We start from the raw sequence: 17,892 nt of genomic DNA, 5'->3' as shown, positions 1-17,892 counted from the left end.
TTCTGTAATGCCAATAAAATAAATGATCCAATGATAGATAAAAGCGACATTTTGCTCATCACTTTATTTTTTTACAAAATAAATGCCCTTTCCAAAAAATTAGAAAGAGCATTTATTGACTTGGCGCTTTAACACGATGCAATATAAAGGTGAAATTGAGCTAACTTAAAGAAAGCCAACTGTATGACAGCCCCTTTTTTCCATGAATATCTTTCGATATTTTTAGAAAACAGTTTTTGCATAAGCGCCTCGCTTATTTCAAAGAGAACAATTAAATGAAAATCATCAACGACACTAAAAGTCCAAAAAAGCCAACTACTGGAATCATCCCCCAAGTTACAAAGGTTTTATCCTTAGTAAGCTTAGAGTACCTCTGGTCATTATCCATTTCATTCACCTCATCTTTCTCCTTCTAATAAACCACACTATTTGTTATTTGTCAAAATCTCCTTATCTATTCGTTAACATGCGATGGAATTCTCTTTTACATATCAAAAAAACACCTCACACTTGATGTTACAATCAACTTGAGGTGCTTTGAAAAAAAGTATTTTTGCTTTTATAAAAAACTAAATTTAAATAAAACGAAGAAAATCTATTGTTTACTTCCTGCATTTAATTGTTCTTTTATTGAATTAGGAACGTCTGCTGCTGCAACTTCTGTCGGCGCATTTACTCTTTCATTGCTGATTTCAGCTTTAATGTAACTTCCTGGCTTTAAAGGCTGAGGATTTTCACCACTCACATCGAAAGTTCGCTTTGTCGTTTCCCCATTCTCCTTCACAAAAGTAACATCGTATTCGTAAGTATAACTATTTTCCACTATATCCCCAGACATATCTTTTGTTTTCATCTTTTCTGGAACTATTTCTGGTATTTTCGCATAGGCTGTGGTTGTCTTATACGTATTATTATAATATTGATAACCAAAAAAGCCACCAACACCTAATAAAATGACCGCTAGAGCACCTATAAATTTTCCCATTATCTTCACCTCATTATTAAATATTGTACAATTGACAGTTTATCTTATTTTTTATGGCTTTTTCCATTGATTCAACTAGCGATTTTGTCACATTTATAAAGAGAAACAAATTCATTGATACACCTTTACTCATAAAATAACTTATATTATACTTAGCTTAAGTAAAAAAATTACTCTGTTTTAGGATAGGTCAATCTGTTATTCTCGATGTCCTTTTAATCAACGAGAATAAAGATGTAACCCCTATCTTTATCTCTATTGAGAATATAATAAAAAGTGTTTTTTTACCTTGGCGACTATCACTACCTGCCATTAAGTGGGAGTAACTATTTTAAATTTGATGGAGGAAAAAATGAAAAAAACAGTTGGATTGGGATTAATTTTATTTTCTACTATAATGTTAGGGGCTTGTGGCGATAATGGATCGAAATCAAACGCTTCACAAGAATCAGCTACCTCAACTTCTAAAGTCGCAAACTCAGAAAGTACAAATCAATCAACTACAGCAAGTGAAAAAGCGAGTGATACGACTTTTGAAGATAATTCGGCAAAAATTGTCATAAAAAATACAGAAGAATTAACAAGTCAATATGACGCAAACACAAAAATATTAGCAATAGAAATTGAATATACCAATAAAAGCGATCAGGCACAAAGTCCTTGGATGTCTTTTGAATCATCCATCAAACCAATTCAAGAAACTGATAAAACAGAAGAGTTACTCACTGGAGCAAACGGTTTATTTCCACAGGATTATAAACCAGACCTCGTAAAAATGGGCGATACGGATGTAAAAGCAGGTGAAACGGTTGATGCTGTTGTTGGTCTTAAAATTCTTCATCCAGGTTCACCGATCATCATGAAAGATTTTATGGATAATGGTAGTTTTGAAAAAACAATTGAAACAACCAAATAAACAGTTGTTCTATAAATAAACAGGCAACACAATCATCAAAGAAAATCTGATGACTCTGAAATAAAAAAAGACTGATTTTGATTTTTTATATCATAATCAGTCTTTTTTTTAACGATTATCATCGTCTCTTGTTTATAGGAACTGACAAACGCCGATATTTTTACTCTTCATTGTTTAAAAAATAGTTAAATTATTTAAAAATTTTATTGTCGAGGTATTTATTCTTTGTGAAATAAAACACATTATGTATAATAAGACTATCAGTCTGGGGAGTTCTGAAATACATGAAAGGAGAACTATCCTATGCCCTATTTCATCGCTAGCCAGATGCCAGACGAAAAAGGCCGCCATGAACTGCATGAGACTACTTGTTATCGTCTCCCTGATACGAATAACCAAATTAAAATTGGTCATTATGCGAATTGCACAGATGCCATACGCTCAAACCAAGCGTTATATCCTTCTATGAAATTTGATGGATGTAAATATTGCTGTTCTGGTTGCCATAGAGGTTAAAATAAAGAGGTAGCTTCGGCTATCTCTTTCATCAATATTCTTCTTCATACATTCCTACTGAGCAACTCCTCCTCTCTTCCATTCAATCATCTTAGGTGTTTCATCCAAAGTTTCAAGTCTAGTTATTTCAAATTATCGTTTTAGATTGACACAAAACGCTTGAGCGAGTTAGTTTGCCTAACCCATATTTCCCTCTTAATCATCCAGTATTTTTTATGTTAAAATCTTACTGAAATGACCTCGCTGAATCATTTAAAGAAAATTCTCAAGGAAACATAGAGATAACTCATAGCAGAAATTTACAAAAAGGCGACAAAATTACTTTAGAAGTTGTTACGAATGAGCCTGGTGTTCCCACTGATCAATCAACTGTTATACAAACACTGGCGTCAACAACTTATTAAATTTCAAAAAAACCAACATAACTTAAATGTTGGAGGTAATTCCTCAAGCTTTCCTATAACCATATCTTCCAGTAAAACAAATAAATAAGAAACTGGGACAATATTCAGCTTTTCTCTGATTATTGTCCCAGTTTCATAGTCTGTTCCGTTTAATTCAACTATTTTAAATCCAACTATTTATTTTTTAAAATAACTATTGTAGCAACTAATGTCATCAAAATTCCATATATAGATAATACATTCTTCTTGTCATTTGTTTTAGGTAATTTTTCAAAAGAATTATTATTTGATGAAGCATTGCTATTTGTTACAATTTCACTTGACTCGACTACACTTGGTTTCACCTTGCTCGGTTCCGTTATACTTGGTTCTGTCGTACTTAGTTCGGTTGTACCTGGCTCTGTTGTACTTGGTTCTGTCGTACTCGGCTCCGTCGTACTTGGCTCTATGGATAAAATATTTCTTCACAGTTTAGGTAACCGCATACACAATCACTTATTTTAACTTTCTCATTCCGACACGATCATCATACCGACAAAAACAGTGAAAATCTGCCACCATTTCACCAAATGATTGATAACTCACTGATCATCCTCATTCTACAAATTCAAATGATGTTTTTGCCTATCTTCATTGAATCTATTTTTTTGAATAACTTTACGTTTACTCATCCACTAGTTAAACAATCACAATACTAAAACGCTCCTTTACATCAAATCATCCTGTCAGCTTTAACTTTTTGTTAGTTTAGATTTTTTGATGGTGAATAAAGCACCAACTCACCTGTTCTAGAATATTCTAGGTATATTTATCACAAGCGTATTCAAAAATTTTTACTTAGTTCACAATTATAAATCCACATTTTTTTTGATTTCGATAGTTTCATTTTCACTGATAACAGTGCCATCATAATTATGATAGTATTTTTATCCTATTTCCTCCTTAACATTTTTTCTTGTGCTATATCCTTGATTTCTTTGTATATTAAAATACCTTCTGCTATGCCCATCAAGGCAACAATAATCGTACAAGGAATTAAAAACCACCAGCTCATATCAGTATAGTGTTCGATTTTGAACCATATAGCCAACATACAAACTAAAATTAGCATTTCCCCCACCTCTTATGTAATAATATTCTTTCTGAACATTACAGATGATCAAAAAACGCAATTAGTTATGATAAAATTTGATTTTATGTTTAATTATAAAAATACCAAACTTATTAAATTGGTATGCCCAAAATTACAAAAGCAAACAAAAGTGACGATTAGATTTTCACTTATTTCCTTGCATGCGTAACTACAAACAAAAATGGAAAGGTTCCTTTGTTTCAATGCGAGAAAAGTTTGATGGTTGGCGATAAAGTGATGGCAAGCTTTTTAATTTTAGTTTTACATAAATATCAATTTATTTACTATCCCTCGTAAAATGAGAAGATAGTCAAGAAAGTATAAACCTGAGACTTGATGAAATAGGAAAAGTTATTGTTATCGTTTTAGATATTCTTCAATCTACTAAGCTACTAAGTTTTTATATGTAATGGCATTGTCCAAAAAGCTTCACTATAATTGTATCTACTTGGTTTGACACTTACAGTATTCTTTATAATTCACTGATCTTCTAGTAAACTAAATAATAAAATCATAACTACCCTTTTAGAGGGACAGTTATGATTTTATTACTTCTTTGCGCTTTCTCATTTCTATTCCTTTTTAGAACAATAAGGTACTCTAGACATTTATCACTAAACTATTTAAGGAATATGACCGTTTTACTAATTTTCCAAATACTTCGTTATATTCTTTTAACCAAATAATATTTCGTCGTACCAACCATTGGAACATCTTCTAATTCACCAAAAACCTTATATCCTTTTTTTAAATAAAAACCTAATGCTTGATAAGACTTCGTCGTTAGTGTAATCTTTTTCACCTCGTCTCTTATTGCTTGTTTTTCTATTGCTTGTATTAACGCAGAACCAACACCCGCTTTTTGACAGGTCTCATCTACGCCTAGCAACGAAATATGCAATGTATCATACTGGCGTTTACCAACGATGCCACCTACTAATTCATCATGATTCCATGCACCAAAAGCTAATACTTGGCTCTCTTCTTCTGGTAAATGATCCCTAAATTGTTTTTCATGCTGTTGTTTAAAAATTTGATCTAAAAAAGGTATTAATTCTGCTTTTTCACTCTGTTTAATTTCCATATTTCTCACCTATTTCACCCGTTATTAGCTTGTCCATTCATTTTTCACTCTTTAAATTATATCATTTTTGTATCTATCTAAAACAAAAAAATTTAGACTATAAATTAACTTCATTTTTTTCTTCGTACTCAGCAATCTGTATAAATGATTACAAAGAATTTTTTGATTAGTCACTTTCCAGAAATCAACTTAAATATTTAGAAATAAAGGAGTTAAAAACTAGTTTTATTTCCTAGCGAACCTAAAATAAATCATATTTTGATGTTTCTACCTTTTTATGTAACGAAAATTTTTAGAATTTATAGAGTAAATGGTTTATTTATAAAACAAGTGAAGAATCTTTAATTTTTTTAGGAATTTCTTTAAATAATCGATTTTTTCTATCTGATACTATTTTTCTAGCCTCATTTACAAGCTTAAGAAAATAAGTTTTTTCTTCTATTAATTCATCAAAAACTGCCTTTTTATTCCTATCTTTGTTTATGAAACTATTTGAAGTTTGACTATTTTCCAGATAATCAAGTATTCGCGGTGCTAATTTGTCATGTGACATTCGATAAACTTTTCTCTTAGAAACTCTAAGCGGTATATTGTCTGAAAACTCACGATAGACTTCCCCTGTAGTTCCATCAACTTTAGTTACTAGTTTTTTTATAATATCATGATATTGATATTTCCAATCCTTTCTAACTTCAACACGTCTCAAATCTCTCATTATACAGTTTACGACTTCTTTTCTTACTTCTGATGACATCTCCATCTTTTAGTTCCTCCTTTTTATAATTTTCTGTAGTGTATCACCATTTTTTACCTAACAGAGAACTAGTTTTTCGATATTTCTAAATAATAATACAAACCTAAATGGAATAAATATTGGAAAAACTTGGTACTTCTGTCAACTAAGACCATCTTTATTATTTATTTCAAAGTGTATTAATGTGGAAGCTTGGGAATGTTTCTATCCCTTTATTGCAAATAGCTCTTTGTAATAATAATACGCTGATGTTTCCATCATATGTTTTTCTGTTCTCTTTTATATCACTACAACAAATAACTATAATCCCTTTTTATAAAAAACACATAGAGTATAATCTTCACACCGTCCATTTCTTACTAAAAGGTACCCTCACCTATAATCTTGTTTCTTTGCAAAAAAATATTTTTTTAGTCAAATTTTTCTCTTTCCTTTGAAAATAATGTATCTTTTAAAACAGAGGATGTAACATAACTCTTTTTATCTTTACAAATCTGTTATGTTACATCCATTTTTCACGGCTAAAAATTTTTAAATTCTCATTAAAGAAGCAACATTACGAAATTTTCCCACTATTAGTTTTCTTCTATTGATTTTCTTACTAGTCCTATTCCTGCTATTCCTATTACAATAGTTCCAAGCACTGACTTAATTGTACTTTGATTGTTTTCATGGGTCTTTGGTAACACTTTTGTTGATTCTGCTTCTTTTACTTTTTCTTCCTCACCAAAATTAGCTTTTGTTTGACTATCTCCATCTCCTTTGTCTAAAAGTTTTGCCTTGTTCGCTTCCGTCGGTGTCACTTGTGGTTCTTTCACAACCACTGGAACGTCAGCCACTTTTTTCACTCCATCTGAAAATGTTTCCTTGAATTGAACGGATTTTTTCTCTGCTTCATTGCCTATTACAAAAGCATCTGTTGATTTTTACCATTAACTTTGACAGGCGTTTTTGTTGGCACTTCAATATTCAGCTTGTCTATGTTTTTTGTTTGCGTTTCCCCATTCACTTTATTCGGCGTTTCTATCTGTGTTTCACTCACTTCTTCGTCTAGCGGTTCCTCTTTTGTCTCCACTGATGATTCTACTTATGGTTCAAATTTGTCCGCTTCAGATTCTTTCATGATCACGGGAAGATCTACGGCATTGATTTCCAATGGAACAGTTAATTTTTTATATTTCTGATAGCTTTTAGTTACAGGTTGAACGATTAAACTCGTTGCATATGCTGGAATATGATTGAGATAGCTGTCCTCACTATTGATTCGGGTAATAAATCTTCCCTTTTGATCTGTTACATCGTAGTACAAAATATCTTCTGCCATCGTTGCATGGACAAAAGCTTCTCCACTAGATTTCAAATAGCGATCTACTGTAAAGGCTGGGGATCCAGTAAGATGATTATTTTCCGGTACAATACCTAATTGACCTACTAGAACAGATTTCGTGCCAGTGTTTTCAACAGACATTGAAATCTTACCAATTTCTCGATTTTGGTATTCACTTAAACGAATGGTTGTTTTTCGCCACTGAGTACTATTTTCAATTGGAAATGCTACTGGATTTGTTAAATCATCTTTGAAATAAAGCAAAACTTGTGCTTTTGCGCTTTTTGGTACAATCGCTTGTAAGATTAAATCTTCTTGACCATTTAAAATAGTGTCAACTTTGAATAAATGAACAATCGCTTGTTTCTGTACATTCTTAATTTCTAAAGAACTTCCGCCATTCCAAGCATTTATATAATTGTAGGCAACTTGTGCTTTTCCTTCTTTCCACCATTGCCAAGTTGGTAAAATATCTTGGATGCCAATATTACTCCACTCTCTAGTTGAGACAGATTGTCCATCATTATAAAAACCGATTCCATGTCCCGTATTAAAATTAGTTACAAAAGGAAGCTTTTTTATACTTGTTTTTTCTGCAATAAAATTAGCTACCCCATCCCAATGAGCGGCATTATTGGCATCATTGGGATATCCATGATCAGGATATGGCGAACTATTTTCTTCCGTTGTTCTGCCAGTTTGAGTAGGATCTTGTTTTGGACCAGACCAGTACTTGCGTTCACGCGTATTAATTTCCGCTTGGTTGCCTTTTTCTAAATTATCACCAGGATAACGAGAATAAACAAAATCTGAACCAAATAATGCCCAAGAAGCCAGTGTTTTTTCCTTATTTGTAAAAATTTGACGCGGATCATAAGGAGGATTAAACCCATATTTTTGATTTTCAGTTCCGGCAAACATCACTTCTAATGGATTCAAGCCGATGCTTTTTGCATATTGATTCCCTCTTTCCAAGCGTTCTTTATTCCATGCGTAGTTCATAAAAATACTATCTGCTGCAGAACCATTTTCTGCCTGTACCCAATAGCTATTGGTAGCATCAAAACCATTTACATAATTTAGCTGTCCATCTTTTGTTAGTGAGTCATAGAATTGAATATATAAATCTGGTGCTTGTTGTTTAAAATAAACAAGCATTGCCTGTAATTGATGCGCATCTTCTTTAGAAATAGTCGCTTCTTGATTAATGAAATATCCATCAAAGTTCAAATATCTAGCCAAAGCAATCATCTTGTCTGCAATCGGGAAACTACCATCTGTATTTTGAACAACCCATTTCGAAAAAATTTCTTGACGAGGCCAGAACCAACCACCTAAACTTTTTACACCATTTCGGTGCGCCGCATCAGTATAGGCTGGATTTGGATAGTTCACTACCCCATAGGTTAATTGTTGATTATTTTTGATATCTTCATAGTTGGTACCATCAATGGGCATACCATTCCAAGATGCATAATAGTCAACATATTGCCAGAATTGAAAAACATGGCGCGAATAAGAATCGACAGTTCGGGTAAAGTCAGGGATTCCTTTTTTTGTGCCATACCCCGGATCACCATAATCACTTGATAGTGTTAGTAAGGTCGCATCATTTCTTAATTGTGGTTGTGCCTGTGTCGCTGTAAAAGGTGCGTTTCTTTTTTCCAATGGAGTGTTGGAACGGAAATATTTTGCTGTTTTATCTGTTTCAGGTGACCAATTCAACATTTGTTCAGCATTAAATCCATGAAAATATGGTTGATTTTCACCTTTAACAGAATAATTATCAGCAGCTTGACCAATTTGTGGGATGCCTCCTCCAACAAACAATCCAACAACTATAAAACAAAGCCATACAAAATAACGCTTTTTCATTTATCATTCCTCCTATTTATAAATATTTAATACTCAAAAGTAATGAATGTTTTTTAAGTGTTCACCTCCTATCATTTCTTCACACTTATTACTTCTTATTGATGCAAAATTCGTTCTGACTCAATCCATTTTTTTACAGAATCCGCATACAGATGAATGTAACGTTCATAAACCATATCGAGTTGTATAAGAATTGGAATCTGCGGAGAGATATTCCCTAAAGCTTCTTCTCTTGTTAAGAATGCTGTAAATAAATAGACATCAGCAAAGGGTATCAGTTCAGATTGTTGATTAGAGGTTAATAATAAGATAGATAATGATTTTGCCTTTGCTTCTTGCATCGCATGGCACATTTTTTTATCTTGCCCCCTGAGACTTGAAACAATAATTAACTCATCTGTTTCAGCAAATTTTGAGGCCATCGTAATCGAATTTTCATCAGAACTGATTCGAACATATTTTCCTAAACGAGAAAACTTAAATTGAAAATCTAAAGCAACAAATGAATTAAATCCTTTTCCATAAAAATGAATGATTTTGTGCTGATGGATGTATTCACAAAACTGGTCGATTTTTTTCTCAACATACATTTGCTCGCTTCTTGTCGCTAATGAATGATAGGCAGCGGTTACAACAGAAGAAACCGACCGTTCTTTTTTTGCATTGTCCAATGATAGTTTATAGAGAAAAATTAATTCCTTGTAATTATTCAAAGAAATTTTCTTACAAAAGCGCGTAATGGATGCCTTTGAAACAGATAATCGTTTCGCTAATTTATCAATCATCATTGGTGGGTTTTTCGCTAAAAAATAATCAGCGATTAATTGTTCAACATACGTCATTTCCTTACGATTCGATTCAATCAATAGAAAAACATCTTCTTGCATTTCTTTCACCCTTTGCTAAATAATATGAATGGTTTTTATTTCACCAGGAGCAAATGTGCCTAAATCAATCGGATTCCCGCTTTTTCTTGACGTTGTTGGTATTCCTTTTAAATCCACCTATTCATAAGACACAAGTTGATTAAAGGTTAACTTCCCACCAGAGACCGAGACCTTTTTGGGATTAAATATTCGTAAATCAAAACCTTGTAATGTCGTTGATTTTCTTAACGAACGAAAGACAAGCTCTTGGCTAACTAGTGCCATCTCAAACGTTTGAACTACAGGTTCTTGCAAAGGATTCGAAACAAAATATTTTAATGGATTGGTGAAACGGTTTAACTCCTGAATTTGATAATTCGGAAGTGATACTGCGTAATCTAAATAACTTTTCTCAATTTGTGCTGGTTGAAAATGTTTATCCCACTGCAATGAAAACTTAAACACTAAAGATTTCTGTAATTGACTTTGCGGAGTTGGAATGTATTTAAACTCATTGCCAGAAGCAATTCCTGGTCGTCTTAGCAAATCTGGTCGCCCAAGAAACCCTACCGAGCGAAATAGCGTAAGCGCTATTTGGCGGAATTTCTTTCCAACAAATTGATATTCTTTGATGCCTTTCGTAAAGACCGTCATACTACCTGTTTGATTATGTGCATTGACATAGTGCAACATGGGGAAAATAGTGGTTGGCTCTTCTTTCCAACCTAATTCACGCCAATCTGTCAAATACGGGTCAACTACAGCTCGTTTTATCATTCCAAATGGTGTATCAGCAAAGGAATGTTGATTCGCAAAAGGGGTCTTGATATGCACGCGCATTCGATGATCGATCGCTTGGTTATCAATGATCAATTGACATTCAACTCGTGGTACTGCTTTTTTTAAAGAAAGAGAGAAGGTATACTTAATTGCTTGGGTTGCTTGTTTTTCTTTTCGCTCGTCTAAATTTTTAGCGATTAACCAAACACCTGATAGCTGTAGTTTCTCTTCCAAGTGATTGCGGATCACTTGAAACTTAGCATCCTGAAAATCATGAAAAGTAATAAAATCCTCATAAGGCGGAGAGTAATCGTACGTATCTCCTTCATCCCCGCTATCTTCAAATTGAAAGACATCTTCCAACCATAATTGCCTTTTTTTCAAAAACAATTGAATTTTGCCGTCCGCCAGTTTCACTTGATAGTACTCATTTTCGATTTGTGGGTTTATTTCCTCACGTTGCTCAACTACAGGAATTTCCACTTTTTGTTCTTCAAGTTGATACGTTTTAAAGCTAAAAGCTGGTACGTTGACTTCGACTAACAACGTGTGAATGTAGTAAAAATTCATTTTGTCTTGTTCTTTTTGATTTCGACGAATAGAACCATTGTATTCTTTAACGGTCTTGAGCTGGACCATCGGAATTTTTGTGTTGCCTTCTGTAATGTTAATGCTAGGACTTTTTACGGAAACTTGAACTTTCACTACTTTCTTTATGGGCCAAGGCAATGGATTAAAAACTGTCCATTCATTTTCTTGAACATCTACTCGAGATTCCGCTATTTTTCTAGTGAGATAGTCTATTAAAGATTGAGATAACTGATCTGCTTCAGTATAACGTTCTAAAATAATCTGGTTGGTACGATCACTATTACACCCACCTGCACTATCATGCGCTTGATTTTTTGCCAGTAATTTCCAGATGCGATCTAATGCACCTTTTTTATAGGGGATTCCAACTTTTTCGGCCATGACCATCAATGGTTCAACTTGGTAAATCATACGACGTTCTAGTTGATCATTCATGTATTTATGGTCATAGCGAGACGAGTAGATGGAACGATGGATTTTTGACACTGATCCAGTCATAAATTCACCAGAAACCGTTTGTAACTTCTGCTCATCCAAAGCTTCAAAAAAAGCTTCATACGTGCTTTCTACTAATACATATTCAGATAAATGTTGATTGTACTTAGCTATTCGTTCTCGTAAGTTTCGATCAACATATCGCTGATCTCCTCCTACTGGTAAAACCAATTCTCCACTCGTAGCACCTACTTCAATAGTCGCCATCAACGCTTGATAATGATTTTCTTCAATCAAATTGACGCCAACAAAATAACCATTTTTTATATTAGCAACTTGAACCAATGAACCGTCTTCACTCGCCCAGTTAAATTCTCGATCCGTTAGTTGTTCATTAGCTAAACCACGCCAAAAAACCGCCCGTCGAATACCAAAACCATTATAAATTTTTGGCATATCCTGACTTTGTCCAAATGAGTCAGGTAAATAACCAATCGCCATATAGCCTCCTAAGTCGTTAGCTAATGTTATTCCTAAATGTAAATTACGGATGATCGATTCTCCAGAAACAATCAACTCATCAGTCTGTGTATACCAAGGACCAATTTGTAACCGTCGACTTTGAATCAATTTTTTCAATCGTGTTTTTTGTTCTGGAAAACTCTGCAAATATTCATCGAGAATACTCATTTGTCCATCTAGTAAGTAGTGGTTTATTTGATTTGCTTCTAGTGCATCCATTACTTCATCTAAATGGTAGGCAAATTGTACAAATGATTCATTATTGGTAAAATACCATTCAAGATCCCAATGCGTATGATGAATAACGTGTACCTTTTTTTTCATTGCCAAACCTTCTCTACTATTTTTTCGTTTGCCTCTTTTACCGATCTTTAAAAATCAATTTGATTGATCATTGCATCTAATTTTTCTGGATCAGACTCTGCTAAAATTGCTTCTCTAAATTTTTGATCAATTAATTTCCGAGCAATTAAACTTAGCAATTTTAGATGCTTTGTAGCTCCCTCTTCAGGAATCGCCAAAGCAAAGGCAACTTTGATTGGCTGACCGTCCAAGGACCTCCAAGGAATTTCATGGGAAAATTTAAGTAAAAACATGCCTGGTTTTACTACTGCTGAATTTTTGCTATGAGGAATCGCCAGTTGGTCCTTAAATCCCGTTGTCGCTTCTACTTCACGTTTTTTTAATCCTTCAAAATATGTTTGAACATTATTTACAAATCCCAGTTTATAAGCAAAAGTGGCAATCATTTGAAATGCCTCTTCTTGTGTGGTTGAGGTTTCATCAAATAAAATATGTTGTTGATTAAATACCTCTGCATTCATCATAGTTTCCTCCAATTTTAGCTTAGATTTTTGTTTCAAAAATCTCATTATTTACTCCCTGTGGTCTTTACGCATCACACCAATTAAAATCGCAGTCGTTAAAATTCCAGCTGAAACTGAGAATATCCATGTGATAAAAGGAATGGGTTGCTGTACATAACCAATGAAGGTTCCTAAAGGTGAGCCAATCCCGCCAAAGAACTTACAACCTGTTGCAGCAGCTATCCCACCGGCCACCGCTGAACCGATGACATTGGCAAAAATCATTCGAAACGGATCAGCCGCTACAAATGGGATTGCCCCTTCCGTCACGCCAACGATCCCCATACCAAACGCCGCACTAGCAGCTACTTTTTCATCTTTTGAAAATTTCTTTTTAAATAAAATGGTTGCCAACCAAACACCTAAAGGAGCAACTGAAATCGCTGCTTGGGTAGCTGTTTGAGGAACAAAATTAGTCCCTTCAACTCCATATTTTGCTAATGTGTCTGTAAAAATAGCGGTTCCAAACACCAATGCTGTTTTATTTACCGGACCACCTAAGTCAAAACCAATCATGGCACCACAGATTACTCCAATAATAATTGGCGCACTTGCATAATTATTATTTAATGCTGTCAATCCGTTATACATCATATCCATTCCATTTGCTAATGGTGAACCGATAATGTATAAAACGATTAATGAAATCACAGAAGTTCCAATGAAAGGAATAATCATAATCGGTACAATTGGTTGCAATAATTTGGGCCATTTCACTTGTTTCAAGCCTTTAACCATATAGCCTACTATGAATGCCACAATAATCGCTCCGATAAAACCACCACCTGCATTGGCCCCTAGAAATTCTGGATCGTTGACTAAATAAGCACCAATCATCGCAGGAGCTATTGCTGGCTTATCTGCAATGGAATTGGCAACAAAACCTGCAAACAATGGAATCATCAATTTAAATCCTATTTGGCCGATATAAAAAAGTTTTGACATCAAGAATCCTAATGAAGTATCTGTATCAAACCCCCAATTGACGATATGTCCTAAGTCATCTTTTTGAAAAGCATATAAATTAGCAATTAAGAGAATCAGTCCTGCTGCAACAACCATTGGAATCATATAGGAAATACCACTCATCAGATGGGTAAAGATCGTTGTTTTTTCTTTATCGTTACCAATTTGAATTTTCCCTACTTTGGTTCCTTTTTTACCAAAAAGTTTTGCATTTGAAAAAGCTGTATCAATTAATTTTTCTGCATCTTCAATTGCGGGAGTGGATTTCGTTACGTATAATGGCTTTCCAGAAAAACGAATAGGATCTATCTTAATATCTGAAGCGATAATCACTAAATCAGCTGCTTCAATATCTTCTGCAGTTAAACTATTTTCTACCCCAATTGCACCGTTAGTTTCTACTTTTATCTGATATCCTAATTTTTCAGCGGCTTTTTCTAATGCTTCTGCTGCCATATAAGTATGTGCAATCCCTGTGGCACACGCAGTCACTGCAATAATTTTTTTCATCGTAAACTCCTCCTTTTGTAAAACGCTTACTTAAAATATACTATTTTTATTTGATAAAAATAGGGATCGCTAATAACTAGTTATTAGTTTCATACAAATACTAAGAGATGGTACTTTTCCCAATCAGCTATAGACCGATCACTTAGTAATATGATCTTACATTCTTTTGAGACAAAAATTTTCTTCTATTGTGACGACAATGTTTCACGAAAAGAGTAAACAAATTATTGTAGAATTAGCTAACTTAATAGAGTCTCATACACAAAAAATAAAAAGAACACTTCTAACAGAAAGTTTCAAATAGAACAATACCTTAAAATATAGAGTATTAATCATTTAACTTTAAAATTAGCGTAACCTAGAAAAATTCTCACTTTCTTGGAACCCATTGGTAAAATTTGCGAATCAATCATCTAATTTATTATTCACATTGTGGCTCCCTCCTCTTTAAAACGCTATTAATCAGAATAATTATTACTATATTTATTCCCATAAACGTGAAAAATATCATGAAAGGGGTTAGAATATGTCTTAAATGCTTAAATAATAGGTATGAAATGATAAAATAAAAAGCACCTGTAGAATGACTTTGGACAATCATTCTGCAGATGCTTTCGCTCATTCACATTGTTGTTCTAAACTAGAGATTTTATATACTCTTTTATTTTCTTTGAATGTCGTTTAGAAAACGTAATTTCTTTCTCCTCAAAAAATCGAATAGTTCGCTTAGAAAAATCTACTTCTTGGATATTTTTCATATTTGCTAAATAACTTCGACTAATTCGAAAAAGATTTGAATAATTTTTTTCCAGTTCATTTAATTTCCCATAAAATTCATACTGTCCATCTATCGTATGGAGAACTAACCTGTGCGCAATGACAGAAGGTTCGATATATAAAACTTCATCCATATGGACGTTATATACTTGTTTTCCTATAAAAAAAGAAAAATTTATTTTCATTTTGTCTCTTGAATCAACAATTCTGTCTCTAGCTACTTCAAGTAATTCCATGATTTCATCTCGAAAGTTCTCAGATGTTTGATCTTTTGTAACAAACCCTAATGCTTCTACTTTTCTTTTTAGAGTTACTGGAGCCAGTTCATCGTGAGTTGTCACAAATATTATTTTCCCTAAAGGATCACTCTTTCGAATCGTCTCTGCTAAGTCAATGCCATTTGTTTTGTTTTTTAAATCTATATCCAAAAAATAAATGCCATTTTGTGGGCTAAACTTCTTCAAATATTCTTTCACAGCTTGGGGACTTTGAGTAAATAATTCAAGTTTAAAGAAGTCATCATGAAATAGAACATAATTTTTGATAATACTCTCTAGTTGGTGCAACTGAACAAAATTATCTTCACAAGCAACAATTGGGTAACTCATTTTTTTCTCTCCTATTCATTAACGATTATTATTTGTGCTATAAATTTATTCTGACTAGACTTGTATTGAATAAATACATTAGAATATTTTTCTTTAATATCTTGTATGCTACTTAGTCCGAGTCCATCGTGCCCAATCTTTGTTGAATATCCACACTTTTTTATTTTTGAAATATCTATTTTCTTAGTTCTAGTGGAATTTTCAATAATAAATTCAATCTGGGGTTTTGTTTGAAAAATAGTTATATAAACTTCAGAATCGTTCACCTGACTTGCTTCTTCTATGGCATTATCTATTGAAATGCCAAGAATACGTACCAAATCAAAAATTTTTATTGACAGAGTATCTACCTTAGCCAAACACTCAAAATGACAATGTACATTTTCATTTTCCATCCTATGAAATTTGCTAATTAATAGACTTTTTAAGTATTCATTTTTAACATTTTTTATGTCACTATAATGAAAACTGTTCGATTTAAAACAATTTTCAGAGTAGTCTGATAGTAAATCAATTTGTTCTATCACTAGATCAGCTCTATTATTCAAAGCTGCTTCTCTCAAACTAAATAAAAGATTTTTATAGTCATGTTTAAATCTCCGTAATTTTTCTTGATTCTTCTCTAAGTAGCCTGCATACAGTTTAAGATGTTCTAGTTGTTCCCTTAAAAATTTTTCTTCAAATATTTTTTTCTGCTTTTTCATTTCTCGAACAAACAAAAGAAACAAAAGGAAAAACTGCGCGAACAATAAGCACAGTGTTCCTAAAATAAGTTGTTCATACAATTGGAAATATTCAGTTAAGTTGAGATAAAGTTGTATCAAGCAAAAATTTAAAGATAATAGTAAAAACGAAAACTTAGAACTGTAGGTAATTAATAAACTACTAAATTGAATCACTTTCAAAAAATAAATAAAACCGACTAATAAACATATTTCAATCAATAGTTCTAAAATAACATAATAAAGATCAGAATAATTATCTAAGAATGGCGTGGTAAGAATAAAGCCTGAAATAACAGTTGAAATCAGATACGGAATAGTGGCACTAAAAACTAAGGCACTCAATAAAATATTTTTATTTACTGTATTCTTTTTTAAAAAAAGATAATAGACAGTCACGCCTAAAACTTCTGCCATACCTTCCACGTATATTTGTCCTAAAAAAGAAAACGGTATGGCTAAAAACATCACCCCTAATTGATTCTTCATAGAACCTATACGATAAATAAACATAAAAACAGCGTGAAAAAAGAATAATTCAACAAACATTCTTAAAAGATATTCAGATAATCCCAACTCCACAAAACTCATTTGCTTTCCCCATTCTTCTCCTATATTAGAATTAAAGCCAATAAAACGTTTCTAAAATAAGACCTACTGCATAAAAACACTTGTATATGAAACACAACCAAACGAATGTGTAACTGGATTTCTGCGTGCTTTTAAGCCCCCAAACAAATCAATAACAGCTCCTTAAGATGAGTAGACCCATTTCTAATTTTTTTCAAAAATATTCGCAAATTTATATATCTATTTTTGAAATATCTTGAATGAATTAGTATATAAATATATCATAATTTATTTGATTGTGTTAGTTATATTTTCATTGTCAATTTTTTTCATAAAAATCCTTTTCTATTCCTCAATTATTTATCATTCATTTTCTTAGCTACCCTACTTACTTTATAGTACTTTAGTATAAAATTCGGTTTTCCAATTTCATTTAACTATTCGGAAAACCTCATCATCATAAATCCTTATCCAAACTAAAAAAGATCACTCAATGAGCAACCACAATTGATTTTATTTTTCTTCATGCTATAATAAATATAGAAAAAGGACGTGCTTCCAACACGTCCATTGTAGAACCGTTAAAAAGACGGTGACTTTGAATTAAATGTTTTTTCTCAAACCATCTACTCTCGTCAAAGTGTTAGATGGTTATTTTTTGTTCTTCTGGTCTGTAATAAGCAAGA

The 17,892-nt window shown here is 32.8% G+C and carries 14 protein-coding genes, 1 pseudogene and 1 riboswitch; of the genes and pseudogenes, 2 read left to right on the top strand and 13 right to left on the bottom strand.

The window, feature by feature from the left end; all coding sequences use genetic code 11:
- Positions 1 to 109: 109 nt before the first annotated feature.
- Positions 110 to 268, bottom strand: a riboswitch (M-box (ykoK) riboswitch).
- Between the two features lie 327 nt (positions 269 to 595).
- On the bottom strand, positions 596 to 985 hold the full coding sequence (locus tag EVI01_RS11820) for a DUF1093 domain-containing protein (protein ID WP_010751935.1): 390 nt from the start codon (positions 983 to 985) through the stop codon (positions 596 to 598).
- Positions 986 to 1,337: 352 nt separating this feature from the next.
- Here EVI01_RS11820 and EVI01_RS11815 point away from each other — a divergent pair, with 352 nt between their 5' ends.
- Together EVI01_RS11815 and EVI01_RS11810 are read left to right on the top strand one after the other, a co-directional pair.
- A complete protein-coding gene (locus EVI01_RS11815) occupies positions 1,338 to 1,901 on the top strand; it encodes a DUF5067 domain-containing protein (protein WP_146811705.1) in 564 nt (187 codons plus the stop codon).
- 303 nt (positions 1,902 to 2,204) lie between these two features.
- On the top strand, positions 2,205 to 2,417 hold the full coding sequence (locus EVI01_RS11810) for a hypothetical protein (protein WP_010751937.1): 213 nt from the start codon (positions 2,205 to 2,207) through the stop codon (positions 2,415 to 2,417).
- Positions 2,418 to 3,752: 1,335 nt separating this feature from the next.
- On the opposite strand, the gene EVI01_RS11800 is transcribed toward EVI01_RS11810, so the two are convergent.
- The 12 genes and pseudogenes from EVI01_RS11800 to EVI01_RS11750 all read right to left on the bottom strand — a co-directional run bounded on the left by EVI01_RS11800 (position 3,753) and on the right by EVI01_RS11750 (position 17,227).
- On the bottom strand, positions 3,753 to 3,932 hold the full coding sequence (locus tag EVI01_RS11800; protein WP_010751938.1) for a hypothetical protein: 180 nt from the start codon (positions 3,930 to 3,932) through the stop codon (positions 3,753 to 3,755).
- Between the two features lie 685 nt (positions 3,933 to 4,617).
- Positions 4,618 to 5,037 carry a GNAT family N-acetyltransferase gene (locus tag EVI01_RS11795; protein WP_010751939.1) on the bottom strand — a complete coding sequence of 140 codons (420 nt, stop codon included), beginning with the start codon at positions 5,035 to 5,037 and terminating at the stop codon, positions 4,618 to 4,620.
- 319 nt (positions 5,038 to 5,356) lie between these two features.
- Positions 5,357 to 5,797 (bottom strand): hypothetical protein, encoded by a 441-nt coding sequence (locus tag EVI01_RS11790; RefSeq protein ID WP_010751940.1) that lies wholly within the window; start codon positions 5,795 to 5,797, stop codon positions 5,357 to 5,359.
- A 569-nt stretch (positions 5,798 to 6,366) separates the two neighbouring features.
- Positions 6,367 to 6,630 carry a hypothetical protein gene (locus EVI01_RS11785; RefSeq protein WP_010751941.1) on the bottom strand — a complete coding sequence of 88 codons (264 nt, stop codon included), beginning with the start codon at positions 6,628 to 6,630 and terminating at the stop codon, positions 6,367 to 6,369.
- 65 nt (positions 6,631 to 6,695) lie between these two features.
- Positions 6,696 to 6,866 carry a hypothetical protein gene (locus EVI01_RS13745; RefSeq protein WP_155853995.1) on the bottom strand — a complete coding sequence of 57 codons (171 nt, stop codon included), beginning with the start codon at positions 6,864 to 6,866 and terminating at the stop codon, positions 6,696 to 6,698.
- A 12-nt stretch (positions 6,867 to 6,878) separates the two neighbouring features.
- Positions 6,879 to 8,993, bottom strand: a complete 2,115-nt coding sequence (locus EVI01_RS11780) for an endo-beta-N-acetylglucosaminidase (RefSeq protein ID WP_010751942.1) — start codon at positions 8,991 to 8,993, stop codon at positions 6,879 to 6,881.
- Positions 8,994 to 9,088: 95 nt separating this feature from the next.
- Entirely contained in the window at positions 9,089 to 9,880 is a 792-nt protein-coding gene (locus EVI01_RS11775) for a MurR/RpiR family transcriptional regulator (protein WP_010751943.1), read from the bottom strand.
- Between the two features lie 15 nt (positions 9,881 to 9,895).
- Positions 9,896 to 12,511 (bottom strand): annotated as a pseudogene (locus tag EVI01_RS11770) (glycoside hydrolase family 38 N-terminal domain-containing protein).
- 47 nt (positions 12,512 to 12,558) lie between these two features.
- Positions 12,559 to 13,011 (bottom strand): PTS sugar transporter subunit IIA, encoded by a 453-nt coding sequence (locus EVI01_RS11765; RefSeq protein ID WP_025480706.1) that lies wholly within the window; start codon positions 13,009 to 13,011, stop codon positions 12,559 to 12,561.
- Positions 13,012 to 13,062: 51 nt separating this feature from the next.
- On the bottom strand, positions 13,063 to 14,529 hold the full coding sequence (locus tag EVI01_RS11760; RefSeq protein ID WP_010751946.1) for a PTS fructose transporter subunit IIC: 1,467 nt from the start codon (positions 14,527 to 14,529) through the stop codon (positions 13,063 to 13,065).
- 635 nt (positions 14,530 to 15,164) lie between these two features.
- Positions 15,165 to 15,914, bottom strand: a complete 750-nt coding sequence (locus EVI01_RS11755; RefSeq protein ID WP_010751947.1) for a LytR/AlgR family response regulator transcription factor — start codon at positions 15,912 to 15,914, stop codon at positions 15,165 to 15,167.
- Between the two features lie 11 nt (positions 15,915 to 15,925).
- A complete protein-coding gene (locus tag EVI01_RS11750; protein ID WP_010751948.1) occupies positions 15,926 to 17,227 on the bottom strand; it encodes a sensor histidine kinase in 1,302 nt (433 codons plus the stop codon).
- Between the last annotated feature and the right edge of the window lie 665 nt (positions 17,228 to 17,892).

The organism is Enterococcus villorum, from assembly GCF_007990225.1.
GTDB classification, from domain to species: Bacteria; Bacillota; Bacilli; order Lactobacillales; family Enterococcaceae; genus Enterococcus_B; species Enterococcus_B villorum.
The sequence above is the reverse complement of the archived record's forward strand: the minus strand, read 5'-3'. Positions and strand labels throughout refer to the sequence as shown.